Origin of the sequence: Leptospira chreensis (assembly GCF_016919165.1) — a bacterium.
In the GTDB taxonomy this organism is placed as follows: domain Bacteria; phylum Spirochaetota; class Leptospiria; order Leptospirales; family Leptospiraceae; genus Leptospira_A; species Leptospira_A chreensis.
On record NZ_JAFFPS010000004.1, the window covers coordinates 1 to 25,261 of the forward strand.

At 42.1% G+C, this 25,261-nt stretch carries 19 protein-coding genes and 1 tRNA gene; 16 read left to right on the top strand and 4 right to left on the bottom strand.

Annotation, left to right across the window (positions count from 1 at the left end):
* Positions 1 to 16: 16 nt before the first annotated feature.
* Positions 17 to 103 (bottom strand) — tRNA-Leu (locus JWG41_RS00360).
* Between the two features lie 5 nt (positions 104 to 108).
* Entirely contained in the window at positions 109 to 513 is a 405-nt protein-coding gene (locus JWG41_RS00365) for a PaaI family thioesterase (protein ID WP_002973585.1), read from the bottom strand.
* 162 nt (positions 514 to 675) lie between these two features.
* On the opposite strand from JWG41_RS00365, the gene JWG41_RS00370 reads away from it, so the two are divergent.
* From JWG41_RS00370 to sufB, 4 genes are all read left to right on the top strand, one after another.
* Positions 676 to 3,222 (top strand): hypothetical protein, encoded by a 2,547-nt coding sequence (locus tag JWG41_RS00370; RefSeq protein WP_205267990.1) that lies wholly within the window; start codon positions 676 to 678, stop codon positions 3,220 to 3,222.
* A 180-nt stretch (positions 3,223 to 3,402) separates the two neighbouring features.
* Positions 3,403 to 4,911 carry an ATP-binding cassette domain-containing protein gene (locus JWG41_RS00375; RefSeq protein WP_205267991.1) on the top strand — a complete coding sequence of 503 codons (1,509 nt, stop codon included), beginning with the start codon at positions 3,403 to 3,405 and terminating at the stop codon, positions 4,909 to 4,911.
* 35 nt (positions 4,912 to 4,946) lie between these two features.
* Entirely contained in the window at positions 4,947 to 5,540 is a 594-nt protein-coding gene (locus JWG41_RS00380) for a peroxiredoxin (RefSeq protein ID WP_100742580.1), read from the top strand.
* Positions 5,541 to 5,572: 32 nt separating this feature from the next.
* On the top strand, positions 5,573 to 6,967 hold the full coding sequence (gene sufB, locus JWG41_RS00385; protein ID WP_205267992.1) for a Fe-S cluster assembly protein SufB: 1,395 nt from the start codon (positions 5,573 to 5,575) through the stop codon (positions 6,965 to 6,967).
* An 84-nt stretch (positions 6,968 to 7,051) separates the two neighbouring features.
* On the opposite strand, the gene JWG41_RS00390 is transcribed toward sufB, so the two are convergent.
* Positions 7,052 to 7,354 carry a transmembrane 220 family protein gene (locus JWG41_RS00390; RefSeq protein WP_205267993.1) on the bottom strand — a complete coding sequence of 101 codons (303 nt, stop codon included), beginning with the start codon at positions 7,352 to 7,354 and terminating at the stop codon, positions 7,052 to 7,054.
* 70 nt (positions 7,355 to 7,424) lie between these two features.
* Here JWG41_RS00390 and JWG41_RS00395 point away from each other — a divergent pair, with 70 nt between their 5' ends.
* Both JWG41_RS00395 and JWG41_RS00400 read left to right on the top strand, forming a co-directional pair.
* Complete coding sequence (locus JWG41_RS00395) at positions 7,425 to 8,660, top strand: PQQ-dependent sugar dehydrogenase (RefSeq protein WP_205267994.1); 1,236 nt, start codon at positions 7,425 to 7,427, stop codon at positions 8,658 to 8,660.
* Between the two features lie 55 nt (positions 8,661 to 8,715).
* A complete protein-coding gene (locus JWG41_RS00400; protein WP_205267995.1) occupies positions 8,716 to 10,710 on the top strand; it encodes an LTA synthase family protein in 1,995 nt (664 codons plus the stop codon).
* On the opposite strand, the gene JWG41_RS00405 is transcribed toward JWG41_RS00400, so the two are convergent.
* Entirely contained in the window at positions 10,694 to 12,118 is a 1,425-nt protein-coding gene (locus tag JWG41_RS00405; protein WP_232373591.1) for a sterol desaturase family protein, read from the bottom strand. The two genes, JWG41_RS00400 and JWG41_RS00405, sit on opposite strands and share 17 nt — an antisense overlap.
* A 111-nt stretch (positions 12,119 to 12,229) precedes the next feature.
* Here JWG41_RS00405 and rlmN point away from each other — a divergent pair, with 111 nt between their 5' ends.
* The 10 genes from rlmN (at position 12,230) to JWG41_RS00455 (ending at position 25,251) form a co-directional block, all read left to right on the top strand.
* On the top strand, positions 12,230 to 13,288 hold the full coding sequence (rlmN, locus tag JWG41_RS00410) for a 23S rRNA (adenine(2503)-C(2))-methyltransferase RlmN (RefSeq protein ID WP_205268074.1): 1,059 nt from the start codon (positions 12,230 to 12,232) through the stop codon (positions 13,286 to 13,288).
* Positions 13,275 to 13,559 (top strand): Cys-rich protein, encoded by a 285-nt coding sequence (locus JWG41_RS00415; RefSeq protein ID WP_205267996.1) that lies wholly within the window; start codon positions 13,275 to 13,277, stop codon positions 13,557 to 13,559. Before rlmN ends, JWG41_RS00415 begins: the two co-directional genes overlap by 14 nt.
* Entirely contained in the window at positions 13,556 to 15,262 is a 1,707-nt protein-coding gene (locus JWG41_RS00420; RefSeq protein WP_205267997.1) for an ArnT family glycosyltransferase, read from the top strand. The genes JWG41_RS00415 and JWG41_RS00420 overlap by 4 nt, the downstream gene beginning before the upstream one ends.
* 245 nt (positions 15,263 to 15,507) lie before the next feature.
* The gene (locus JWG41_RS00425; protein WP_205267998.1) at positions 15,508 to 17,508 is read left to right on the top strand and encodes a methyl-accepting chemotaxis protein; all 2,001 of its coding nucleotides are present in this window, start codon (positions 15,508 to 15,510) and stop codon (positions 17,506 to 17,508) included.
* 273 nt (positions 17,509 to 17,781) lie between these two features.
* Positions 17,782 to 18,294 (top strand): cytochrome c3 family protein, encoded by a 513-nt coding sequence (locus JWG41_RS00430; RefSeq protein ID WP_100726560.1) that lies wholly within the window; start codon positions 17,782 to 17,784, stop codon positions 18,292 to 18,294.
* A 24-nt stretch (positions 18,295 to 18,318) separates the two neighbouring features.
* Positions 18,319 to 21,447, top strand: coding sequence for a TAT-variant-translocated molybdopterin oxidoreductase (locus JWG41_RS00435; RefSeq protein WP_205268075.1), 3,129 nt, complete (start codon positions 18,319 to 18,321; stop codon positions 21,445 to 21,447).
* Between the two features lie 19 nt (positions 21,448 to 21,466).
* Complete coding sequence (gene nrfD, locus JWG41_RS00440; protein WP_002981581.1) at positions 21,467 to 22,840, top strand: NrfD/PsrC family molybdoenzyme membrane anchor subunit; 1,374 nt, start codon at positions 21,467 to 21,469, stop codon at positions 22,838 to 22,840.
* A 1-nt stretch (position 22,841) separates the two neighbouring features.
* Complete coding sequence (locus JWG41_RS00445) at positions 22,842 to 23,408, top strand: DUF3341 domain-containing protein (protein WP_205267999.1); 567 nt, start codon at positions 22,842 to 22,844, stop codon at positions 23,406 to 23,408.
* Entirely contained in the window at positions 23,405 to 23,992 is a 588-nt protein-coding gene (locus JWG41_RS00450; RefSeq protein WP_205268000.1) for a c-type cytochrome, read from the top strand. The genes JWG41_RS00445 and JWG41_RS00450 overlap by 4 nt, the downstream gene beginning before the upstream one ends.
* Positions 23,993 to 24,000: 8 nt before the next feature.
* The gene (locus JWG41_RS00455; protein ID WP_205268001.1) at positions 24,001 to 25,251 is read left to right on the top strand and encodes a hypothetical protein; all 1,251 of its coding nucleotides are present in this window, start codon (positions 24,001 to 24,003) and stop codon (positions 25,249 to 25,251) included.
* Positions 25,252 to 25,261: the final 10 nt, after the last annotated feature.

Consider the following 25,261-nt stretch of genomic DNA (forward strand, 5'->3'; position numbering starts at 1 on the left):
CGAACTAAATTACTGTTGGTACCGATGGCCGGAATCGAACCGGCATGATGTTACCATCGGTGGATTTTGAATCCACTGCGTCTACCAATTCCACCACACCGGCATAAATCAGTCTTCAGCTTCGATATATTTACCTTTTCCGCGGGCCACTATTTTGCCGATCTCATTTTCTATTTCAGCACGGTTTTCGATAATTTTTTTGTTCTTTTTCACAAACCATCCGCGTAAGTGTAATGGTTCATTCACTTTCGCAGGCTGTAAGAAACGAATGGTTAATTCACCTGTAGTGGTTTCAAAATTCATCGCTTCATTGATCTTGACCATGATTTCATCTAGGATGGTGGAGATAATTCCTGGGTGGATTTGATCCGGTAAACCCTGGTATTTTTCGGGGCAGGTGTAATCACCAAAGGCAGTTTTCGTGTCTTCGTCGAATGTGATTTTTAACTGCAACCCGTCTGCATTGTCCGGTGAGGAGGCAAAGCTGAGATTTTTTTTCGCAACGGATTTCATGCCACCATGGAACGCAAGAATTTCTCTTGTGTCAAGCAGAAAAAGAACTTGCGGTCATTTTGGCTCAAAAACCCCCGTAAAATGCTAGGAAATCGAATATTCTTTGATTATGCCTTAAGTTACTGGTGATGAAACCTCGAAAATAAAGAGTAGAACCCTTTTATGATAACCACCCTCATGATGTTACTCGGTCTTTCAGGCACAGGTGCCGACCTCAATGATATCGCTCGTAGCGAGGGGGGAGGAAGACCTAGTGAAGACCTAAGTCCACGTCAAAAACGGAGACAAAAACAAAGAGAGTCCACGCAAATCGAGGAGCCTCGGTCCCCATCATCATCATCCAAACAAGAAAGACCAGCGCGTGGTGGGCGTGGGCAGGAATTGAATTTCCAAACAGATCCCAAGGAACCAAAATCCAAACCAAAACCTCTCTCGGAAAGATTGTCTGATTTGGATTTGGACGGAGATGATCCCGACGAACCAGGAGTTGGTGGTGGTAAGGAACCGAAGTCAGGACGAAAGTCGCGTAACAACCAGAAATCACCCAAAAGTCTCAGCGATCTTCCGTTAGGTGATTTTGGAGAAGCAGGACCGGATGCACCTTCGTCTGGGGACCGGCCGAGGCGTGAATCTCCGGACATTAGTTTTTCCGCAGATGATATCATCTCCAAGAACTCGAAGTATTCCTTTCATAGAAGGCCCCTCCTCAACGCTGAGGCCCTTGTCGAAGCCGAACAAGTAGAAGAAGCCATTGAGATCTTTGAGAGGACAGGACATCGAATTCCTGATCCAGAAATCAAAGAAAAGATAAAGAAGAACATTCAGGATCTAGAAGAGTATTTAGTAGACAATCCTCCTGCTCCGAAAGAAGGGGAAGGTGGGAAAGAAGACAAATCCAAATCGGATCCATTAGCCAAAGAGAAACCTAAGAAAAAAGATCCGAAACCGGGAGTGGGCCCGAAACCTGACAAAGACTTAAGTGATCTGGTTGGTGCCTTAAAAGAAGTATCCGAACTATTTGCAGAGTCGATTGCTCGTGCCATCCAATTTGCGCAGAGTAATCCTCCACCTAATTTCCCGCAAGGACCCCCACCACAATTCCCAGAGCAGCAAGGACAATTGCCACCGCCACCCCTTCCTCCGAGTTCTTTGGAGAAACCAGGGGAAAAACAAATTCCGCAGGCACCACTTTCTAGTCCGCAGGTCAACCAAACTGTGGCCGGGGGAAATCAGTTGGTGCATCCGATTGTGTATCAGTTTTTACAATCTTCTCCACAATCCCCTGGATTTGATCCTAAGGCCGTCCAAAACCAAGATCAGCTCTTACAATCGTTAAACCAAGGTTTGACGACGGGTGGGCTTGCTGGTGGAATGCCTGGGGCTCCTATGGCTCCTCCGGGATCCGGGATCGTTGGTCCCTTCTATGTTCCTCCCGAAATGCCTGGTGTTGCAAGTAGTCCGGGATCTCCGAAACAACCTCTCGACTTACAGACGCTTGCTGACCAAATTTCTAAAAAGGATGTATCCGAGCTTGACCTTCCTGACGATACATTTTTCTCCAATGATTGGAAACAGTTCAAAGACCTTCCTCTAGTAGACAGACGGAGTGGAGACGAACGGAGAAAAAATACCGACAGACGAACGAACCTAGCTGGAAGAAAAGATAGGCGTTCGGGTGAGGACAGAAGAAAGAAAGATCGTTTTCAGGAACGGGAAGATTTCTTAAAAAACCAAGCTCTCAAAAAAATAGAAAAGAAAGCAAAGGAACTAGAAGCTAAGGGAGAAGAAGCTTCTCTCAATGATTTACTAAAACCGTATTTCCCTGACCAACCTGGATTGAAACTCCCTGAGGCTTGGGACTTAGAACCCATTGGTTTGCCGGATGCGGATGACATACGAAGGGATAATAAAGATCCTCTTCTCCATCCTTCTGAAAAACCATCCAAGGAAGAACCCGATTGGCTAGAGACAACCTCGGATGCCCTTCGTAATGAATTAGAGCTCCCTGATCCGATTGATCCGCAGACGGAGAAATTGATCTCTCCTAAGACGGATCTCCCAGAAGCTCAGGATCCAAACAAACAAAAATCAGAGACCATCATTGAAACGGATTTGCCGATCCAAGTAGAGCTCACCAATCGGCCGTTAACTAGTGAAGACTTAAAGATCGGACTTCCTGATGCGGACGAAGTTTTCCGGGAAAGAAAACTGAGAGAAGATGCTGGTTTACCAGGAGAGGTACCGGGGCAAGGACCCGCTCTCGAAGATGCAGAAGCACCAGAGATTGAAATTGTAGATGGAAATTTAGGAGAGATTGCTGATGAAGAATCTCCCATTCCTCTGGATGAGATGGCTGAGAAAGCCACAGAAGATGAACCAGAAAAAATCATCCACGGGGTTTTGGAACTCAAACCCCCCGAAGCAGACGACGCTCCCTTTTTAACACTCACGTATGACTTTGGAAAGATTCCGCATGCGTTCCGTTTGTCGAAGAACTATTCGATTATGGAATATTCGTATTATAAATACAAACCAATGCTTATGAAGGCTCAAGAGTTTGCTCGTCGTAAGATGTTAAAAAATGCTTTGAACTATTACCGAGTGATCAAATCGCAAAATATCCCTCCGGAACTTCGTAAGATGATCAACCGAAACATTCGGGACATCACCGAGTTTATGGAAAAATTCCTTATGGCCAAAGGAAACTAAATCTTGACAACTTTTCCCATTTTTACAGTCTAACATTCATAAGAGAGGTGTAATCCGATGAGATTGCGAACTAAAAAATAGGTAAGCAAAAACAAAAATACTAAATCCATTCTTCTCCTAATCCTTTAGGACAAGACTTGCTTACTTATTTCCCATTTGGAAACAACAGGAGCTTGTCGCATGTCCCAACATATCACCATTCATAACTTAAACTTTCTTTACGAATCCCAATCCGAGTTTTTATTCCAAGACTTAAACCTTCATTTTGGCCCCGGTTGGACAGGAATTGTAGGCAAAAACGGAAGTGGAAAATCTACTTTGGCAAAACTCATTGCCGGGGAACTGCAAGCCCATAGTGGAAACATCCAAGGAAATGGATCTGTCAGATATGTTTCCCAAGATACATTCGTCACTAGGGAAAGTTTGGAAGATTTTATTTACGATGATTCGAAAGAGTCAGGCCGTTATAAGAGTTTTTTTAAAATCCAAATCGAAACGCCCGAAGATTATGATTATTTAAGTTTTGGAGAGAAACGAAGGATCCTTCTTGCTATGGCACTTTCCAAACGACCAGAAGTTTTGATTTTGGATGAACCCACAAACCATTTGGATTTGGAAAGTATCCAGATCATTGCCACAACTCTTTCCCATTACCAAGGGATTGGAGTTTTGATTAGCCACGATAGGTCTTTGTTAGATGATCTAACCACCCATTGCGTATTTTTGGAAAAAAACTTTTGTACAGAACGGTCTGGAAATTATTCCGAAGGCAAAAGGGAAATGGAAAGAGAAGCAGAGGAGAGGATCCGCAATTGGGATGTAGCACGCCAAGAGAGAAAAAAACTAGAAGCAGAACTAAGCCGTAGAAGAGAAGAGGCGAGTTTATCTCACAAACACAGATCCAAAAAAGGTTTGGATCTCCATGATCATGATGGTCGTCAGAAAAAGAACTTAGCCAGGGTGACGGGAAAAGATGGGCAAGCGGGTCGGCTCAAACAACAGTTAGATAAAAGATTCGAACATTCGGAAAGAAAGGAAAAGGAAATCTTTCTTGGACTTCCTGAAAAAGAAAATTTAGGAATTGTTTGGAAAACGCAAAACTCCAAAAGAAAACATTTGTTTTTGTGGGAGGAGGAGAGTTTGGATTTTGGTTTTATGAAATTGCAATTGGATGTCCATTTGCAAATCAAACCTGAGTCGAAAATCTCGATCACAGGAAGGAACGGTGCCGGTAAGTCCACACTCCTTAAGTTTTTGACAAACCAATTCGAAGAAAAACAAATTCCTTATCTGTATTTGCCCCAAGAGTTTTCCTATGATGAGATCCAAAATTTACAATGGGAATTTCAAAACCTATCGGCAGATGCGAAGGCGAAAGTTCTATCAGGAGTGCATAGGCTTGGGAGTGATCCAAAACGTGTTTTCGAATCAGAACGGTTTAGTCCGGGAGAAATCAAAAAAATATTTTTATCTCTCCATCTAGAAACTAATCCAGAAGTCCTTCTCTTAGACGAACCTACCAACCATTTGGATATAAAATCTTTGGAAGCACTGGAAAGCTCTCTCAGGTCGCTTAGCACAGCCTTAGTGGTGGTGAGTCATGATAGACGTTTTGTCGAATCCATAACAAAGGAAGAATGGTCTTTGGAAAACCTGTCGCTGGCCCAAAAACATCTAGACAGAATCTAAGGTTTGTACTTAGAATAATTCTAAGGAGTGACTCTATGCCACAAGTGACATCACATGCCCCTGATTTTAAAGCAACCGCTGTGATCGGGGACAGTTTCAAAGAAATCAAATTGTCCGATTACAAAGGAAAATGGGTGGTTCTGTTTTTCTATCCGCTCGATTTTACATTTGTTTGTCCGACAGAAATTATTGAATACGATGCGAAACTCGAAGATTTTAAAAAGATCGGAGCCGAGGTTTTGGGTGTTTCCGTTGATAGCGAATTTTCGCACTTAGCTTGGAAAAAAACAGCCAGAAAAGAAGGTGGTATTGGAGAGATCAAATACCCACTCATCGCTGACAAAACAAAAGAGATCGCAAAAGCTTTTGGAGTTTTGATTGAGTCTGGTCCTGATGCTGGAGTTGCACTACGTGGAACTTTCATCATTGATCCTGCTGGTATCATTCGCCAAGCAACTGTTAACGACCTTCCAGTAGGACGTAACATTGAAGAAGCAGTTCGCCTCATCAAAGCTTTCCAATTTGTGGAAAAACACGGTGAAGTATGTCCTGCGAATTGGGACGAAGGGAAGAAAACAATGAAAGCAGATCCTACTGGATCCAAAGCTTACTTCGCTTCTGTCAATTAATTAGATTCTCTAAGATAGAGAAGGGAGATAATATGGAATCTACAGCCGGTTTAGACAAGGTTTCTTTAGAATTTTACAAACCTGATAATTTTCCGAAGGGACTCACTCGTAAAGTTGTAGAATCCATCTCTCATATCAAAAACGAACCAAGTTGGCTTGCGGAATTTCGTTTGAAGGCCTTTGAGGTCTATGAACAAAAACCGATGCCTACTTGGGGGTTCATTCCGCAATTTCATATCAATATCGATGACTATGTACATTACGTAGGTTCCAACCAAAAGAAGAAAAAATCTTGGGACGAAGTGGATCCAGAAATCCTACGTAGTTTTGAAAAATTAGGAATTCCTGAACACGAAAGGAAATACCTAGCAGGAATCGAAACCATGAACGATTCCGAAACCATTTACGCCAATGTGAAAAAAGAACTCACTGACCTTGGAATTATTTTCTGCGACATTGATACTGCGATCAAAGAGTATCCGGAACTTGTTCGGGAGTATTTGGGAACTGTCATTACCATTGGAGATAATAAATTCTCCGCACTCAACTCCGCTGTATTTAGCGGGGGGTCTTTTGCTTATATTCCTAAGGGAGTCAAAACTCCTATGCCACTTCAGGCATATTTTAAAGTGACTGCGGCCAGTTCCGGACAATATGAACGCACACTCCTCATTGCAGACGAGGGTGCACATTTAGAATACAGTGAAGGTTGTACTTCTGTTCAGGATAAGGGTACGAATTTCCACACAGCGGTTGTCGAACTTGTTGCCAAAAAGAATTCTAAGATCTTTTATACGACCATCCAAAATTGGAAAAAGAATATGTATAATTGGACCGTGAAACGGGGGATATGCGAAGAAGCCGCTCATATCACTTGGACCGATTGTAATATTGGTGCTAATACCATCAAATACCCAGGGATCATCTTAAAAGGAGATCATTCGACTGGGGATGTACTTTCCTTAGCTTTTGCCGGCAGTGGGCAAGTGCAGGATACGGGGGCTCGGATCATCCATGTCGGAAAAAATACAAGATCCAATATCCTTGCCAAAGGGGTGGCCCTTGACGGAGGAATTAATTCCTATCGTGGGCTTGTAAAATTTGATCCTTCGAGTAAAGGTTCTTACAGTCATATCAAATGTGATGGACTGATGATGGACAACCGTTCTCAGTCTCATGCCTATCCTTATAACGATGTATCGGGGGAAGAGGGAACTCTAAACTACGAAGCCACAGTTTCTAAAATTGATGATGACCAGTTGTTTTATCTCCAATCCCGCGGGATGTCGGAAGACGATGCGAAGTTACTCATCATCAATGGATTTTGTGAAGGTGTGACCAAACATTTGGATGTGGAATACTCTGTAGAGATGACAAAACTCATCAAAATGATTTTGGAAGATGGGAAGGTGATTGCCGAAACATAAACTTCGGCAAATTCATTCTCTCGGCATTTCATTGTTTTCTCCGAATCACTTGAATCGGAGAAAATTCTCTACCTACGGAAGTTTTTACTTTTTAAAGATTAGAACTCCGAGAGCCGCACTGGCAATCACTAACCCCAAATATTCTCGCACTTCTTCCACTTCCATCCCGAAGTATGGGGCTTGGGTGAAATAATACACTGCTAAAACCAAATAAATAGGAATGAGAATCCATCCGACAAACCGGGGAACTTTGCGAAACAAACTGGCCAAGGCAATGGCTGCCACAACCGCATAAATCGGGAACCAAAGGTAGGGGTCTGGGTCATTCAACTGCAAATAAGCAAAGTAAAGAAAGGTCGGGATACAGAGAATTCGAAAGAGTTTCATAGATGTCGTCAAAGTTTTTTGATTGCGGAGACAAATCCAAGCCAATTATCTTATGTGGGGAACCAAGTTTATGAAAATCCAAATCTTTGTCTTATTTTCCTTTCTTTCGATGACACTTTCTTGTGATGATTTGATCCGCAGTGTTATGAAGAATTACAATAAAAAGTATGAAACCGATGGCCAAGTCCTGGGTTCTAAACCTCTTTTTATGGGAGCCGATTCTAGCCGCAAACAGGTAGCCATCTCTTTACAAGAAGTGGTGAAGGTTAAAGAGCCAACGGACATCCAGTTTCCTCCTGGAGACAGTCCCTTTTTATTTGCACTTGAGAAATCAGGGAATATGATTCTTTTCCATCGAGAAAAAAAGACAAGTCGTGTTCTTGCTACGTTCACAGTTCTCACCGATAGTGAAGAAGGGCTTCTCGGTCTTGCTTTCCATCCGCAATTTCCCAAACAGCCAAAACTATATACAAATTATGTAAAAGCGATAAACAACAAAGATGTGACCATTGTTTCTGAATGGGTTGTAGAAAATCCTACAAACTATGAGGAAATGAAGCTAACAAACGAACGAGTGTTATTGCAAGTAGAACAACCTTATCCCAACCACAATGGGGGACAGATTGCTTTTGGTCTGGATGGACATTTATACATTGGACTTGGGGACGGTGGTTGGAGAGCTGATCCGAAAAACAACGGCCAAAATCCAAACACCTTACTTGGATCCATTTTAAGAATCAGTGTGAGTCCAGACACCAAATCTAAAAAACCATATTCCATACCAACAGACAATCCCTTTGTTGGAAAAGCGGGTTATGCACCAGAAACTTTTGCTTATGGGATTCGTAACCCTTGGCGGATGAGTTTTTCACCTGACGGACGTTTGCTTGTTGCAGATGTGGGCCAAGATGCCTACGAAGAAGTGGATATCATCCTTTCTGGAAAAAACTATGGATGGAACCAAGTAGAAGGATTTCATTGTTTTACTGACGGTTGTAATACGGCGCTCTTCGAACCACCTTTTTATGAATATGGTAGAGAGGAAGGGCAATCCATCACTGGTGGTTATGTATATACAGGTTCAGCCATTCCTGATTTGAAAGGATTGTATGTGTTTGGAGATTTTATCCAAGGAAAAATTTGGGCGATCCCTGTTCCCAAACCTGGGGACAACACAAAGGTTACAGAAACCGTTGCACTTGGAAAATGGAACTTACTCATTCCCACATTTGGACGGGACAATGATGGGGAAATCTTTGTGGCTGACTACCAAACGGGAACCATTTACAAAATGGTAAAACCATAACCTTAGTAGAAATCTAAAATATAAATATCCTATGGACGCACTTTAATCCCTATCTATGAAAAAACTATTTTCGCATTTGCCGTTTTACATTCGGTTTCACTTACTTCTTGCAGGACTTGGAATTGTATTTCTAACCATCTACCGCGTTGCTTTTTTTGCCATGTATTCCTACCGGATGAATGACAAATCAATTTGGATCATCCTGAAGGCTTTTATCAAAGGTGCTAGGTTTGATGTATCCGTGTTATGTGTGTTACTTGGTGTTAGTTTGGTTTATTCCAGTTTGCACTTTCTCAACCGAAATCGTATTTATAGAGCGGTGTGGCGAACTTTGCCTGTGGTATTTATCATTTTGTTGTTATTCCTTCTCATCGCCGATTTAATTTATTATGAGAATGGAAACAAACATTTAGGGTATGAGGCTTTTGCTTACCTGGGTTTTGAGATGTTGCCCCTTGTGGGATCTGCTTTTTCCCAAAATCCATTTTTGTTTTTACTAGGGTTAGTTGTGATTTTGGGAATTTGTTTTGGAATTTATAAAATCCAATCTAAGTTCCCTTACACACATATCCATTTGCATTACAAATGGGTCATCTTACAATTTCTTGTGGTTCTCGCTCTCCTTGTCCTTGGAATCCGTGGAGGAATCCAAACAAGTCCCCTAAGGACCAGTGATGCCATCATCACCAAAGAAACCATTACCAATGATTTGGTTTTAAATCCAGGTTTTACCGTGATCACCGACTTAAAGATGACGAAAGTGGATGACCGCCACTACATGAAACTTGCAGATGCCAGTGCCATTGTCCAAAAGGAAGTGGCCTATCCAGGTACGAGCTTTGTGAGTGAGGAATACCCATTACTCCGTAAAACCACTCTGAATACAAACAAACCTCTACCTCATATCGTAGTCATTGTTTTGGAAGGTTGGACTGGGAAGTTCATTGATATCATTGGAACGGGAAAAGTCGAAGGAAAGGTAGTCACTCCATACTTCAACCAACTCATAAGACAAGGGATGTTCTTTAAGAATTTTTTTGCGAGTGGGGGACGAACCACGAATGGCCTAATGGCCCTTATGGGTGGAATTCCGGATAGACCTGGACTAACGGCTGTTCGCACACCACAAATTCTCAATCGTTTTTCAGGACTGGGAAATATCGCAAAAACCATTGGGTATGAAACTCTTTTTGTCACAGGAACGGATCTCAGTTTTAATAATAAAGGAAGTATCATGTACCACTGGGGATTTGATACCCTAGTCGGTAAAAATGAGTTAGAAAAAGTTCCTGAATACAAAACGGGTCCTTGGAGTTATTTGGATGAAGCCTCACTCGATGAGATGCATAGGAAACTCCTTCTCGTGAAACCAGAAAAACCTGTCGTTTCCGTCATTCATACGGGCACCACACACTATCCGTATAAAGTCCCCGATGAAAAGTATCGTTTGTTTGGAAAAGACACCCAAGACAGCGAATACCTCAACGTTCTTCATTACGCGGACTTTGCTCTGAACGAATATATGGAAAAAGCAAAAAAAGCTCCTTACTTTAAGGATACCATATTCTTTTTTGTCTCTGACCATAGCCACCACCGCTTTTTGAATTATTATGAAGATCGGAATGTTCCTCTTCTGATCTATGCACCAGGAAAAATCAAAGCGGAACTACGGGAAGATTTTACCTCTCAATTGGATTTAATCCCAACCATTCTCGGATTTATGGAAAGGGAAGTTTACTTTAGTGTTATGGGTCGGGACTTAAGGAAAATAAAAGGTCAATCGGCTTATTTTGCTTATGGGAATATATTTGGATGGATTGAGGATGATTTTTTGTATTATCAATCGGTATCTGGAGGACAAGGGGAAACCAAAACTATCAAACCACCGTTTGTTGATATTGGACTCTGTTATCAGGATATCAATTTATGTAAAAAACATGGGGATAAAACAAAGGCATTTTTAAATTTGGGAGACGAACTCCTGAAGTCGAACCATTTGTTCCCTTCGGAGTCCGTTCTAAAAGAGATTAAATCTAATACCAAGTATTAGAAATATTACTTAAATCAAAGAAGGTCTTTCGTTTGAGGATGATCCAAACTAAGGATACAAACGAGAGGCCAATGAGTGGGATGGCAAAGATTTCAATATTGGGAATATTGGAATAAACTAATGCCGATACGAATGCCACTATAAAGAGAACGTTTCGTACCACTTCAGTTCTTCTCGACCATCGTTTCATCTCCATAGTTCGATCAATGGAGAACAAACTAAAGACAATCACAATCGATAAAATTCCAAGGGTCGTCATATCTTGTTCTAGGTTGATTTTAGCTACTTTCCAAATCACAAGACCCACTCCCATAAGAACCGCTGCTTGTAGTGCCACGTAAATCATCACACCGATGGGAGGTTTGGGATCATACCGAACCACTTTGTCTGGGTCGGGAGTGGCATCAGCACTTGTGATGAGATACGTTGGTTTCCAACCTGGTGGTCCAAAGATGGTTTTAAAAACATCGCCAAACGACTTACAGTTTAGTATTTGTAAGAACATATCTTTGAAGACATGAAGGTTCACAGTGATGGGATTGAAGGAGTTGACCGGTTTTGTTAAACCGTAGATCGGTTCTTCTGCTTCCCATTCAAAGGATCCAAACATACGATCCCAAATGATAAAGATCCCTCCATGGTTACGGTCAATGTACTTGGGTTGGATTCCATGATGGACTCTGTGGTTGGAGGGAGTCACCATAAACTCTTCTAAAAATCCTAACTTCCCGATGAAACGAGTGTGGACCACGAATTGGTATACTTTCAGAATTCGGTGGCTTAGTAAAAACATTGCCCCTGGAATCCCAAGGAGTGCCATCGATAGAAAATAAATATATTCGAATATTCTTTGTAATCCATTTCCACGAAAGGCAACAGACAAATTCATTTCTTGTGTGGAGTGGTGGGTGACATGAGTGGCCCAAAACAAATTGATTTCATGACAATGTCTATGAAACCAGTAATAGATAAAATCAGCTAATACAATAGAAAAAGTCCAAGCACCCAGTGCCTGCCAGTTCACAGAAAAACTCGGTGAAAAACGGAAGGGACTTTCCAAGGGAAAGAAATTGTATCCAAGAGCAGAAAGTGAAAAGTTCTTTTCGATTTGGTCATAGACATACAAAGCCCCGAGTAAGATCACCACTCCAATCAATGCAAAAATGACACCCGTACTCACATCAGCGATGAGAACGTTCAATCTGTAGTATTGTTTTCCCTTGATGTAGGATACAAAGATTTCGATACCTATCAGTGCGACCATGACGATAAAGGCATATTCCATAAAGGCGTCGCTATTCATGCGTAAATTTTCCTCACTAGATACTAGGCTTTTGAATCGTTGGATGTAAGTCAATGTCCATTTGGAAACACTAATTTCACCAAAAAGATCCTCCCGGATCTCCATTTTAGACTTGTTCCGTTGAAGATTCTAGGGTATGAATGAATGAATCGCCGGAAATCCTTGTCCCGGGAAGGGGCACCGAAAAGATTGGCTAAAGGTGGATCGTCCAAACAAATGAAAGAGGAAATACCGGTTCTCAAAGGGAAAACCAAAAAAGAACTAGAAGAGTTATGTGTTTCCTTAGGTCTGGAAAAATACCGAGCGGCGCAAATTTATACAGGGATCTATAAGAGTCGTTATACGAACTTAGACCAGTTCACGACCCTTTCCAAAGAAGCTCGCGAAAAACTAAAACAACATACTTCCTTTCCCGAAATCGAGCTAGGACGGGATTTAGCGTCCAAAGAAGACGGAACGCGGAAATTCACTTTTTATGTAGGCGAAAACAAAGAGATCGAAGCCGTCTGGATTCCTTCGGGAGATGGTGGGCGAAAAACCATTTGCATCTCTTCCCAAATTGGATGTACTCTCAATTGTAAATTCTGTGCCACTGGACTTTTGGAATATAAGGGAAATCTCCATACTTGGCAAATCCTCGACCAAATTTTACAAGTGGAACGCCTTGTGGGAGACCGTGCCACCAATATCGTTTTTATGGGAATGGGCGAACCCATGCACAATTATTTTTCCGTGATGAAGGCAGCTCATATCCTTCGTGACCAAGAAGGTTTCGGACTTGGGGCACTTCGGATCACCATCTCCACTGCTGGTGTCACTACGGGAATCAATCGTTTTATCGAAAACAAAGAACCATTCAATTTTGCGATATCACTCAACCATCCCAATCCCAATTCACGTTCCTCGATTATGGATGTAAACGACAAACATCCGTTAGATAAACTGGTGGAATCTGCTAAAAGATTCACAAAGGAACTAGACCGGGCCATTACTTTCGAATATGTAATGATTCCCGATGTGAATATGGGTCGCGATAATGCCGAACGACTCGCAAAAATTTCGCGTTCTGTAAACAAATGCAAAATCAATGTGATCCCACTCAATACAGATTTTACCGGATGGCGTAGACCGACAGACGATGAAGTGAAAGATTTTGTGATGCATCTCAAAGCAAAAACTACAGCTCCCATTCTCAACCGTAGAAGTCCTGGTCGGGACATCAATGGTGCTTGTGGAATGTTAGCACTCAAAGGAATTCGAAGTGAAACACGGTAAATGGATCTTAACTCTTGCGTTAGCTCTCTTTTTTTTGAACTGCCAAGATATAGTGGAAAAAAAATGCCAAGCGGCTTGCGAAGTATTTGTCACCTGCACTGAGGAAGAATTAAAACTCACTTTGGCACCTGATGTCAAACGTACGGGCCGGATCCAATGTATGGATGGATGTACCACTCACAATAGTGATATCCTCCAATGTTATGACCAAGAACCCAATTCCTGCAAAGGATTTGGACAATGCCTCATCCAAATTGGTACTTTAGAATGAAAGAAACACTGAATCCTTCCGAAAGAATTTTTTATCGAATTCTATTACTTCTCGCATCACTTCCTATTTTATTCACTCTTCCTTTGGATGTGATTGATATTGATAGTGCACAATATGCCGGTATTGGTCGTGAATTAGCATTATCGAATGATTTTTTTACACTGATTGATAATGGAAGACGTTACTTAGACAAACCCATCCTAACTTTTTGGACGGTTGCTACTTCTTTTACCTTATTTGGAATCAGTAATATTGCTTTTCGAATTCCGGCGATTCTTGTTACCTTACTTTCTGTTTTTTCTATATACCGAATCACCATCTTAACTGGCGGAAAAGAAAGACAAGGATACCTTGCTTCCTTCGCCTATCTTCTGGCCCCAGGGTTCTATGCGATGGTAGTCGATCCTAAAATCGATGTGTATCTAACCGCATATTTAGTTTTTACTTATCATTTTTATTATTTGGGAAGAAAGAAAAGTCCAAACTACTTCTACTTAATGTATCTTATGATGTCCATGGGTTTTATTACCAAAGGACCAATTTCTGTTTTCATTCCAGCAATATCGATTGGTGGAGATATTTTATTTCGTAGAGATTGGAAGTTACTTTTGTCGATGCGAATTCCCACAGGAATTTTCGTACTCGCCTCCCTTCCTGCCTTTTGGTGTTATTTTCTATACCAAAACTTTAATTCGTATGGCCCCGTTTTCTTTTTGTGGATCCAATCCTTTGGTCGTTTTTACAAAGAGATGTATGATATAAAGTTTGATCCATTCTACTTTTATAAATCCTTTTCATGGGCTTTCTTTAGTGGAGTGGTGCCGATGGTCATCTACATCGCCTTCCGCACTTACAACTATATCAAGTCATTAGGTTGGAAAGAAATCCTTCGTAAAATTCGAGCGAATGAATACAAAGAAATCGACTTTGTGATTCCGTTTTGGGTATTTCTCTTTTTATTTTTAATCTCTTTCTCTCGTTATCCGCTCCCTCAGTATACTTATTGGATCTTACCTGCGGCTGCCTTGTATTTTGGAAAAATTGCGGAAGAGAGTTTGTTTCGTTCGAGTGTAGAACGCCTTCGCCCCTCTTTTCTCATCGCAGGACTTGTGTATCTGGTCGGATACTTTCTCATCCCTAGTTTTGTGGCTGATGTAGGAATTCTTTATTATGTATTTGGTGTGATTGGAATTCTATTTATCATGTTATCGGCCCAGATCATTCCCCTCGAAGTGCTTGTCACTCTTGTGGGAGCCACTTTGTTTTTTAGTGCGATCAGTTTAGAATTCTATCCTTTACTCACAAGTTACCAACCATCCAAAGAATTTGGTGCAAAAATCAAAGAACTCGAACCAAACGAACCGGTAGTGTATACTTTTTGGTTGTCCAATTCCAAACGTTCCTACGGTTTCTACGCAGAACGAAATTTCCGAAATGTGTATGATAAGGAAAAATTAGACAGACTTTGGTCAGAAAAACCGGAAAGGCTTCTCATCCTGCCTTCCGAAAAACTAACCCAATTGCAAGAGCTTGTAGGGCCTGGATACAGCATAGAACCCGTTCTCGAGCGGGAATCCTTTAAAGTGGCCACTCCCACCGTTGGTTTTTTGAAAAAAGAGACAAGAAACCTCGTCACAAAGAAAATTTCTTTGATTTGGCTAAAAAAAATTCAGGGGAAATCTTCTAAAAATTCGAAAGTATAACTAGGCTAAATTGTGTAAGTCTGGTTTTTAGGGCCCTTCGATGTCAGAATCAGGGCCTTTTTTTTTGCCCTCGGGCAAAGAAAGGAACCGAGTCGGTCACTCCGATTTTGCCCTTTATCGCACTAGACCAACCTGAGAAACCAGACCAGCATTTCTCTTTCCCGCCCATTTTCGGAAATATTTTTCTAAGAAATCCTTTTCAATTTCTAAAATTACTATTTAATACCCGTCACATACGGTGGGCTATGAAAAGTTTAAAATACATCCTCGGTCTCTATACCTTCGTCTCCATTTTTGTTTTATCTGTAGTTGTATCTGCTCTGATTTTATATCTAAATTGGGGCCTTCTTTTCAAAGTCTACCGAGGGGAAATGGAGAACGCTGGCAAAAGCGCCACGGCCGAACTTTCCAATTACTATAAATCGCAACTAAGGATCGCAAGTCTTCTTTCCAAACAAAGAGAGATTGTCGAGTCCTTCCAATCGGGGAAATCCGAATTCGCAACGAACCTTCTTGTTGGGATCATGCATGATGCGAATGGAGAATACGAAAATATATTTTTATCAGAACCGATCAAAAATGCCAAGATCTTTGCTGCAGGAATCCCTCGTTCTATCGGTTACCAATTGGAAGAAGACAAAACCGGTGATCATGTGGTTGTCGCACTTCAAAAAAAGTTTTTAATTGGATCTGTCCAAGAATCACCTATCACTGGTTTGCCGGTGAGTTTGGTTTCTTTTCCGATAGAAGAGAAAGGGCGCCTTGTGGGAATTTTATGGATTGCTTTGAACCTAGAACAAGTTTCCAAACGAATGGGAGAGGGAATTCACGTGGGTGCTAACGGTTATGTAACCGCCATCACTACGAAAGGAGTTGTCTTCGCCGGTCCCGACAAATCAAAAATTCTGAAAGTGGATTTAAGTAAAATTCCAGAAGGGCGGCCTATCCTCGAAGCCAAAGATGGGGCTTACTTCGAATATACAGAAAATGGCCAGGAGAATGCGCTTCTCATCAAACGATTAGAAGAATGGAATACCATCATTGGAGTTGTACTTCCTAAATCGGATATGACTTCAGGATTCATTCAAGTGGCAATTACGGCTCTTATCGTTGTGTTTATCATCACAGCCCTTGTGGTTTGGGGGATCTTCCGATTTCTAAAAAAACGACTCTTACCTTTGGAAACATCTGTATTGGTTTTAGATAAGATGGCTGCGGGAGATTTAACCGAATCATTAACTCTGACAAACAATGATGAAATTGGAAGGATGAATTTGGCCCTGAATGGTTTTATCACTAGCATTCGCAGTTCTCTTGGTGAAATCCAAAAGGTAGCAGAGGAGATCGCTTCTTCTTCCGAAGGCCTACGTGAGTCTTCGGCTAGTTTTTCTGATATGGCGCAAGGTACAGCTGCATCGGCAGAAGAGATCTCAGCCACTACAGAAGAGGTGGTGGCCAGTATGGAAACCACAGCCGTGTCCACAGCCAAACAACATGATAATATCCTCGCGTTTAACCAAAAGATTATGGAACTTTCAAAAGGTGCGATCCAAATCGAAAAGGATACAAAGGCAGCCCTTGCCAATACAGAAAACATTACCAAACAAGCCAAACTTGGTGGTGAATCCTTAAACCAAATGAAAGAAGTCATCAATGTGATTTTAGAATCTTCTTCTGAAATGAAAGAAGTGATTGGGATCATTGATGAAATCTCCGACCAAACTAGTTTACTTGCACTCAACGCCGCCATTGAAGCGGCACGGGCAGGCGAGGCAGGACGCGGGTTTGCCATCGTTGCCGAAGAGATATCCAAACTCTCTGACAAAACCGCTCATTCCATCCAAGCCATTGAGGATATGATTGGTAAGAACAGTAAGGAATTGGAGGAGGGAGCCAAAGGAATTCGTTCTTCCGTAGAACTCCTCAATCTCATCATCCGAGACATTGCCGAAGTAGAAAGTGTAATGAAACGTTTGTCGGAAGCTACGAAGTCTCAATTGAGTTACAATCAGGAAGTAGATGAGCGTTCCACTGAGGTAGGGCGTGAATCGGAATCCATCCGTGGGGCCATTGAGGAGCAGAAAAGGGCCATCCAACAGATCTCTGAATCGGTACTCGGAATCAATAATGAAACCATGCACATCGCTTCTGGTTCGGATCTTGTGGCATCTTCTTCCAAAAATCTATCTCATGCGGCCGATACTTTGCGTTCGATCACCAAACGATTTCGTATTTCACAAAGTTAATCCAGAAGGGGATGCGGGTCGCACAAGTATGGCCTATGCAAATCTTAGGCCTATGCGAACTTATTTTAATATTTTAGAATAAAAATAACAATTGTTTGGTGGTGATATCGCAAGTTATTGAGACTCGGTTTCAATAAGGAAAGTTCATTAAAAATTTTGAATTATGTCTCTTTTCATGTTTTTTCGCAACCAAAACCCTTACATACTTGCTTTTTTTCTGATTTTACCTTTCCTTGTCAGAAGACAGTGTAAACGGATTCAGGAAATCTGCGAATGAATATAAAAATACTCAAGATCTCTGTGCCTATCGTTGCAATCGCAGCGCTTGCATATTTGATTTTTTCACCTAGCCGTTATGTGGGCTATTCACCCGACCAGCCCATCCCCTTCAACCACAAGATACATGCCGGCGACAACAAAATCGACTGTAAGTATTGCCATACTGGAGTTGAAAATTCGGCCCATGCCACAGTTCCCCCAAGTTCCACTTGTATGAACTGCCATGGAGCAGGTAACGTAGCGGGAAACCAAGAACATGTTAAGTGGCTTAAAGCACAATACGATAGCAACACTCCAGTATCCTGGGTGAAGGTCCATGACCAACCAGACTTCGTATACTTCAACCATTCAAGACACGTACAACGCGGTGTCGATTGTTCCACATGCCACGGTAACATGGCAGAGATGGTAAAGGTTAGACAGTCCAAGTCCCTCAATATGGGATTTTGTGTCGATTGCCATAGAGAGAACAATGCTCCTAACGATTGTTCTACGTGCCACAGATAATCGGGAGACAAGTAATAATTTATGATGAAAGACGATAGTTTCCAAAAAGAAAAAAAATCGCTTTGGCAGTCTTACGAACTTCGCGGAACTTCTCGCGAACGTGAATTGCAAAAGCAAGAATTCTATAAATCTCCGGATCCCCTGATTGCAAAAATCAAAAAGGGTGATTTCGATCGCAAAACTTTCCTTAAGTTTATGGGCGCCTCGGTTGTTATGACAACTGTTGGTTGTATCCAAAAACCTGCGGAAAAAATTGTTCCTTATGTGAACCTCACCATTAAGAACCCAGACAACAACGAAGTAGAACAGTATGACTTCGTAAAACATGGACACTCTTACCACTATGCATCAGTATGCGGTGGATGTTCTGTTGGTTGCGGTGTTCTCGTAAAAGCAAAAGACGGACGACCTTTGAAACTCGAAGGAAATCCAAACCATCCAATTTCGGAAGGTGCTCTTTGTGCTTCTGGCCAAGCTTCTATTTTTGATCTATATGATGCAGACCGTGCGAAAGAACCACAACAAGTTGTAAACGGTGCAGCAAAATCTAGCGACTGGTTCGTTTTAGATAAAGATGTAAAAGAGAAACTAAACGCCAACAAAGGAAAAACCATTGTTGTCACAAAACCTCTTACATCTCCTGCAACGGCAGAATTCATTTCTGAGTTCTTACGTTCTGTAGGTGGTGGAAAACATATCGAAGTGGCTTTTGCTTCTTCTGATGATGCGATCACAATTGCTCAAGAGAAATCTTACGGAAAGGCAGTACTTCCTAACTACCATTTCGACAAAGCAAAAGTCATCCTTTCCATCGACAGTGACTTTTTAAATCACACAAACTACCACAATGATTTCTCTAAAAGAAGGGACTTGACTGATAAGAATGTAAAATCCTTCAACGCTTTCATTGCGGCAGAAACTCATCCGTCAATGACGGGTTCCAACGCTGACCAAAGAGTGCCACTAAAACCAGGTGACCAAAGAAAGTTTGCCCTTGTGATTGCAAAGGCTCTTTCTGATTTGGGAGTGAGTGGAGCGACTGGTGTTTCCGGAATCAATGTAGAAACCGCAGCATCTGAGCTTGGAATTTCTAAAGAAGTAGTTTTACGCACTGCCAAAGCCCTTGCTTCTGCAAAAGGTGAATCCCTTGTAGTGGCTGGTGGATCGAATGCTCTGACAGCAGACGCAGTCGACCTTCAAATCGCAGTCAATATGCTTAACAGCATACTTGGTAACGATGGAAAAACGGTCGACGCAGGAAATCCTTTGAAAGAAGGACTTTCTAACTACGCTGCTAATTTAAAATCTCTAGCAAAAGACCTTAAAGAAAGAAAGGCCGGTGTGGTCATTCTTTTTGGTGTGAACCCTGTCTACCAAGCGCCAAACGGAGATGAGTGGAAAAAACTCCTTCATGAAGCAGCTCAAGTAGTACAAGTGTCAGACCGAGTGGATGAAACAGCGCTTGCTTCCAATTGGCTTGCTCCAGTGTCTCACTTCCTTGAGTCTTGGGGAGATAACGAATCGGTAGCAGGAATTGTTTCCGTACAACAACCAACCATCCGACCGATCTTCCAATCGAAAGCTTTCGAAGATATGCTCATCACTTGGGCTGGTGGATCTCTCCTTGGTGCGAGTTCGTTATACGATTACCTCAAAACAAAATACTCGAAAAAAACAAACTGGGAAGACCTACTTAGAAAAGGTGTGTTAGTTTCTGGAAATCCAAAAGCTGACAAAGGTGGACGTTCCTTCCGTGGAACCATCGCTCCTCTTTCTCCTTCTAAATCAGGTTTAACTGTTTCGCTTTACGAAAGCACCGCTATCGGTTCTGGCGAAAGAGCCAACAATTCCCAACTCCAAGAACTTCCAGATCCAGTATCAAAAGTAACTTGGGACAATTATGTTGCGATTAGCCCGCAATACTCTCGTTCGTCGGGAATTAAACTCAATGATGTCGTCACAGTCACTGTGGGTGGAAAATCATTTGAACTTCCGGCACTCGTCCAACCAGGTCTCCATCCAGAAGCAGTGGGAATTGCTCTTGGTTACGGAAGAACGAACGTGGGTGAGATTGGAAACGGAGTGGGTAAAAATGCATCCATTTTTGCAACCGAAGTAAACGGATCTACAGTATACTCTGGACTTTCGATCACTCTCTCTCCTACAGGAAAGAAATACAAACTCGCTACCACACAAGATCATCATATGATGAGCCCGGGTGTGATGATGGGTGTAGAGTGGAAAGAAAGACCTCTTATCATTTCCGCAAAACTCCAAGATTATGCTAAGAATCCAAGTGCAGGAATTCCTGAACCTGAGATTCCAAAAATCTTAATCGATGGAAAACTACAAAGAGCGCAAGGAGCAAATGCTCCGTCCGACCAACCAGGAAGCCAATTCGCCTACCCAGGATACAAATGGGGAATGGCAGTGGATCTTACTTCTTGTTCTGGTTGTGGTGCTTGTGTCGTTGCATGTAATATTGAAAACAACGTGCCGATGGTAGGGCGTGACGAAGTAAGAATGGGTCGTGAGATGCATTGGCTTCGTATCGACCGTTACTATATCGGTGATCCTGAAAAACCAGAATCACTCGAAATCGCACACCAACCACTCATGTGCCAACATTGCGACAATGCTCCTTGTGAGACAGTTTGTCCAGTAGCTGCGACTGTTCACAGTTCGGAAGGAACCAACGATATGGTTTACAACCGTTGTGTAGGAACTCGTTACTGCTCAAACAACTGCCCTTACAAAGTGCGTCGTTTTAACTGGTTAGAACATTGGAATGAACACAACTTACTCGGAGAGGCAACACCTACATTTAAGGCACGCCCTCCAAGAAACCTTGGTCTGAATCCCGATGTAACCGTTCGTTCTCGTGGGGTTATGGAAAAATGTAACTTCTGTGCTTCTCGCGTTGCTGAGAAAAAAATCGCAGCGAAAAACGAGGGAAGAACTCTTCGAGATGGAGAAGTGAAGGCTGCATGTGAACAAACATGTTCTTCTAATTCCATTGTGTTCGGTAACGTAAACGATCCTGAATCTAAAGTAGCGAAGCTCTTGAAAGACCCTAGGTCTTACAAACTTCTGGAATACCTAAACATCGGACCTGCTGTCAACTATCTGACTCGCGTTCGAAACGAAGTTTAACAGGGAGAACACAAAGGGAATGTCATTAGCACAAGCAGTTCGAGATAAATTAGACATCCCCGACCTGGTAACAGGCGGGAAGTCGCTTAAAGATGTAACCGTTGATATCGCAAAACCAAACGAAGATTTTCCTACCAAACTTTGGTGGAATACTTTTCTTTTGGTTCTTACGATCACCCTGATCGACGTAGCCATCATTGGTTATTTGTTTTATGAAGGTCTTTACTTACTCGGGATCAATAACCCGGTAGGTTGGGGATTTTTCGTTGTTAACTTCGTATTCTGGATTGGTATCGGTCACGCAGGAACTTTGATTTCTGCGGTTCTATTCCTTTTCCGTCAAGGTTGGAGAACAGGGATTAACCGTGCCGCGGAAGCGATGACAATCTTTGCCGTACTTGTTGCTGCATCGAACCTCATCCTTCACGTAGGTCGTCCTTGGCTCGGATTCTGGTTGTTTCCTTATCCAAACGAAAGAGGTCCACTTTGGGTGAACTTCCGTTCCCCACTGATTTGGGATACGTTTGCGGTATCAACTTACCTTTCCATCTCTATGGTGTTCTGGTATTTAGGACTCATTCCTGACCTTGCAACACTTCGTGACCGTGCCACAGAAACTTGGAGAAAGAACTTATATAACGTTCTTGCTTTTGGTTGGGTGGGATCGGCAAGATCTTGGTCTCATTTAGAAATCGTTTCCATGATCCTTGCGGCTCTTTCTACACCGCTCGTTCTTTCGGTTCACACCATTGTATCCTTCGACTTCGCGGTTTCCATCCTTCCTGGTTGGCACACGACTATTTTCCCTCCATACTTTGTTGCCGGTGCGATTTTCTCCGGATTTGCAATGGTGGTAACGCTTATGGTCATTGCTCGTGAAGTGTTCAATCTTAAGAACTACATCACCATGAAACACTTGGACAACATGAACAAGATTATGATGGTAACTGGTCTTATCGTAGGTCTTGCTTACGGAACAGAATTCTTTATCGCTTGGTATTCAGGAAACGAATACGAAGTGTTTGCGTTCTGGAACAGAGCTTTTGGTCCTTACGGTTGGGCTTACTTTATCATGATTTCTTGTAACGTATTGTCTCCACAAGTGTTCTGGTTCCGCAAACTTCGTTACAATATCCCAGTGATGTTTATTGCATCTCTTGTGGTTAACGTAGGTATGTGGTTCGAACGATTTGTGATCATGATGACTCTAAACAGAGACTTCTTACCGTCCAGTTGGGCGATGTATACGCCGACACTTTTCGACTACGCGATGTTAATCGGAACTTTCGGTATCTTCTTTACTCTCTTCCTTCTCTGGTGCCGAATTATGCCAGTGATTGCGATTGCAGAAGTAAAAACAGTGATGCCACAGAAAGAAGGAGCACACCACTAGTATGTATCTTCCAAAATTAGAACAGTTTCACAAATATAAAGAAATGAATGAAGGAGTTCTCGGAATTTTCGAGACTCCCGAAGCAATCATACATGCGGCTGAAAAAACCAAAGAAAAGGATTACAGTGGATTTGATTGTATCCTTCCTTATCCTGTTCACGGGATTGATGAAGCGATGGGAACTCCAAGATCTGGACTTCCTTGGATCACTTTCGTTGCCGGAATCTTTGGATGCACGATCGGGATTCTGTTTCAGTATCTCACTCATGCCCATGACTGGCCTCTCAATATCTCTGGAAAATCTCTCAATGCATGGTTTGCCTATGTGCCAATCATCTTTGAATTAACAGTATTTTCTGCAGGGATTTACACTGTAGCTGCACTATGTTTCTTAAGCGGCATTCCCAAAGCAACCCGTCGTATCCTTCACCCGGATTTGACATCTCACAGGTTTGGTCTTTGGATTCCTAAATCTGCAAAAGGTTATAACGAATCAGAAGTTCTTTCTTTCGTAAAAGGCCTTGGTGGATCAGAAGTAACCGTGGTGAAACCGGAGAACCAAAAATGAAACAAAACATCTTTAGAGTTTTAGCACTTGCGGGACTTCTTGTTCTCGTGAATTGCGATTACAAAACTCCCGTTTATGAATACTTTCCTAGTATGTATGATTCTCCTGCACGTGAGTCGCAAGAAGATGATTCTTTTGCAACAAACGGTTCTGCGTCTCGTATTCCTCCCAAAGGTGCGATTCCAGTAGGATACTTTCCATATCCTTATGCAACAGAAGCAACTCCTGATACACTTCCCGGAGCTGACAAAGGACTTAAAAATCCTATCGCCAAAGCAAACTTAGGTGATTTGATGATTGGTGAAAAACGTTACCAAACATATTGCACTCCATGTCATGGAGTTCAAGGACTTGGAAACGGAACTGTTGTAGGTCCTGCACCTAAGTTCCAACAATCTCCACCTTCTGTAGTTTCTGATAAAATCAGAGGTTGGTCAGACGGACAAGTTTATCATATCATCACTATGGGTCGCGGTCTTATGGGAAGTTATGCTTACCAAATCGAACCAGAAGACAGATGGAAGCTCATTGCTTACATAAGAAAACTTCAAGAACATGAAGTTCAAAATAAAAAGGCGAACTAGGGGAAACTATGAGCGCGACAAAAGCAGCTAAACTAGACGAAAAATTACTGCAGTTCAAACTGCCGGCAACCCTTCGTAATGCCCTCATTGCCATGATCGGAGTGGGAGTGGTGAGTTTTCTCATCGCTTTCCTTGGTTTCGGTCATGAAACATCTCGTCATATGGACGAAGCAGGTCATTTCCACCACACAAACTTAGGTTACCATGTTTTACTCATTGGAACTTACTTTGTGATTGGTCTTGCCATCACAGGAATTTTCTTTACCGCAATCCAACACTTAACTGGATCTCATTGGTCTGTCACTGTTAGACGACTTTTTGAAACCTATGGACTTTTCACCCCTATCGCAGGACTTCTGCTAGTGGGTGTGGTTTTTGGTATGCATGACCTTTATGAATGGGCTGATGCTAGCGTTCGTGAAAACGATCACCTCATCCACCACAAGTCGGGTTACTTAAACCCAACTGCATTCATCATTCGTTGTGTAGCCTTCATTGGTGTTTGGACTATCTTCGCTTATATCTTTCATGGAAAGTCTGTAGGCCAAGACAAAGACAAAGTTGTGGATACAACTAAAACTTTGGCGAAAATCTCCGGTGGATTCATCCTTTTCTTTGCACTTTCTTGGTGTTTCATGTCGTTTGACCTTCTCATGTCGCTTTCCCCACACTGGTTTTCTACTATGTTTGGTGTGTATGCGTTTGCAGGTGCTTTCCAAACTTCGCTTGCTTCTTACTTAATTGTGATCGCAATTTTAAAGAAAAACGGATACCTCGGCGAAGCAGTCAACGAAAACCATTACCATGACATTGCAAAATTTCTTTTGGGTATGACTACTTTCTGGGCTTATGTGGGTTTCTCACAATTCATGCTCATTTGGTATGCAAACATCCCGGAAGAAACTTTTTTCTATGAAATGCGTATGACTGGCGGATGGGGTTACACAACTCTTGCACTTCCTTTTGTGAAGTTTGTGATTCCTTTCCTTCTCCTACTCAATCGTCCGAACAAAAGAAACATTGATTTCCTTTGGAAGTTGTCTGTATGGATTCTTTCAGTTCAGTTCTTTGAACTTTTCTGGTTGGTATTCCCTGCAAACTTTGAAAAATTTTCCATCCTTCACTTCGTTCTCGCTTTTGGCGGAACAGTAGGTGTGGTTGGGATTTTTGGTTTCTTCATCTTCAAAAAGCTGGAAAAACACAGCTTAGTTCCGGTAGGGGATCCTCGTTTAGATGAGTGCCTCCACCACCACCAATAGGAGAATGGAA

What these genes read in the sequence shown, in the direction of transcription:
- JWG41_RS00365 (WP_002973585.1), bottom strand. Translation starts at nt 513, where the DNA reads ATGAAATCCGTTGCGAAAAAAAATCTCAGCTTTGCCTCCTCACCGGAC.
- JWG41_RS00370 (WP_205267990.1), top strand. Translation starts at nt 676, where the DNA reads ATGATAACCACCCTCATGATGTTACTCGGTCTTTCAGGCACAGGTGCC.
- JWG41_RS00375 (WP_205267991.1), top strand. Translation starts at nt 3,403, where the DNA reads ATGTCCCAACATATCACCATTCATAACTTAAACTTTCTTTACGAATCC.
- JWG41_RS00380 (WP_100742580.1), top strand. Translation starts at nt 4,947, where the DNA reads ATGCCACAAGTGACATCACATGCCCCTGATTTTAAAGCAACCGCTGTG.
- sufB (WP_205267992.1), top strand. Translation starts at nt 5,573, where the DNA reads ATGGAATCTACAGCCGGTTTAGACAAGGTTTCTTTAGAATTTTACAAA.
- JWG41_RS00390 (WP_205267993.1), bottom strand. Translation starts at nt 7,354, where the DNA reads ATGAAACTCTTTCGAATTCTCTGTATCCCGACCTTTCTTTACTTTGCT.
- JWG41_RS00395 (WP_205267994.1), top strand. Translation starts at nt 7,425, where the DNA reads ATGAAAATCCAAATCTTTGTCTTATTTTCCTTTCTTTCGATGACACTT.
- JWG41_RS00400 (WP_205267995.1), top strand. Translation starts at nt 8,716, where the DNA reads ATGAAAAAACTATTTTCGCATTTGCCGTTTTACATTCGGTTTCACTTA.
- JWG41_RS00405 (WP_232373591.1), bottom strand. Translation starts at nt 12,118, where the DNA reads ATGGAGATCCGGGAGGATCTTTTTGGTGAAATTAGTGTTTCCAAATGG.
- rlmN (WP_205268074.1), top strand. Translation starts at nt 12,230, where the DNA reads ATGAAAGAGGAAATACCGGTTCTCAAAGGGAAAACCAAAAAAGAACTA.
- JWG41_RS00420 (WP_205267997.1), top strand. Translation starts at nt 13,556, where the DNA reads ATGAAAGAAACACTGAATCCTTCCGAAAGAATTTTTTATCGAATTCTA.
- JWG41_RS00425 (WP_205267998.1), top strand. Translation starts at nt 15,508, where the DNA reads ATGAAAAGTTTAAAATACATCCTCGGTCTCTATACCTTCGTCTCCATT.
- JWG41_RS00430 (WP_100726560.1), top strand. Translation starts at nt 17,782, where the DNA reads ATGAATATAAAAATACTCAAGATCTCTGTGCCTATCGTTGCAATCGCA.
- JWG41_RS00435 (WP_205268075.1), top strand. Translation starts at nt 18,319, where the DNA reads ATGAAAGACGATAGTTTCCAAAAAGAAAAAAAATCGCTTTGGCAGTCT.
- nrfD (WP_002981581.1), top strand. Translation starts at nt 21,467, where the DNA reads ATGTCATTAGCACAAGCAGTTCGAGATAAATTAGACATCCCCGACCTG.
- JWG41_RS00445 (WP_205267999.1), top strand. Translation starts at nt 22,842, where the DNA reads ATGTATCTTCCAAAATTAGAACAGTTTCACAAATATAAAGAAATGAAT.
- JWG41_RS00450 (WP_205268000.1), top strand. Translation starts at nt 23,405, where the DNA reads ATGAAACAAAACATCTTTAGAGTTTTAGCACTTGCGGGACTTCTTGTT.
- JWG41_RS00455 (WP_205268001.1), top strand. Translation starts at nt 24,001, where the DNA reads ATGAGCGCGACAAAAGCAGCTAAACTAGACGAAAAATTACTGCAGTTC.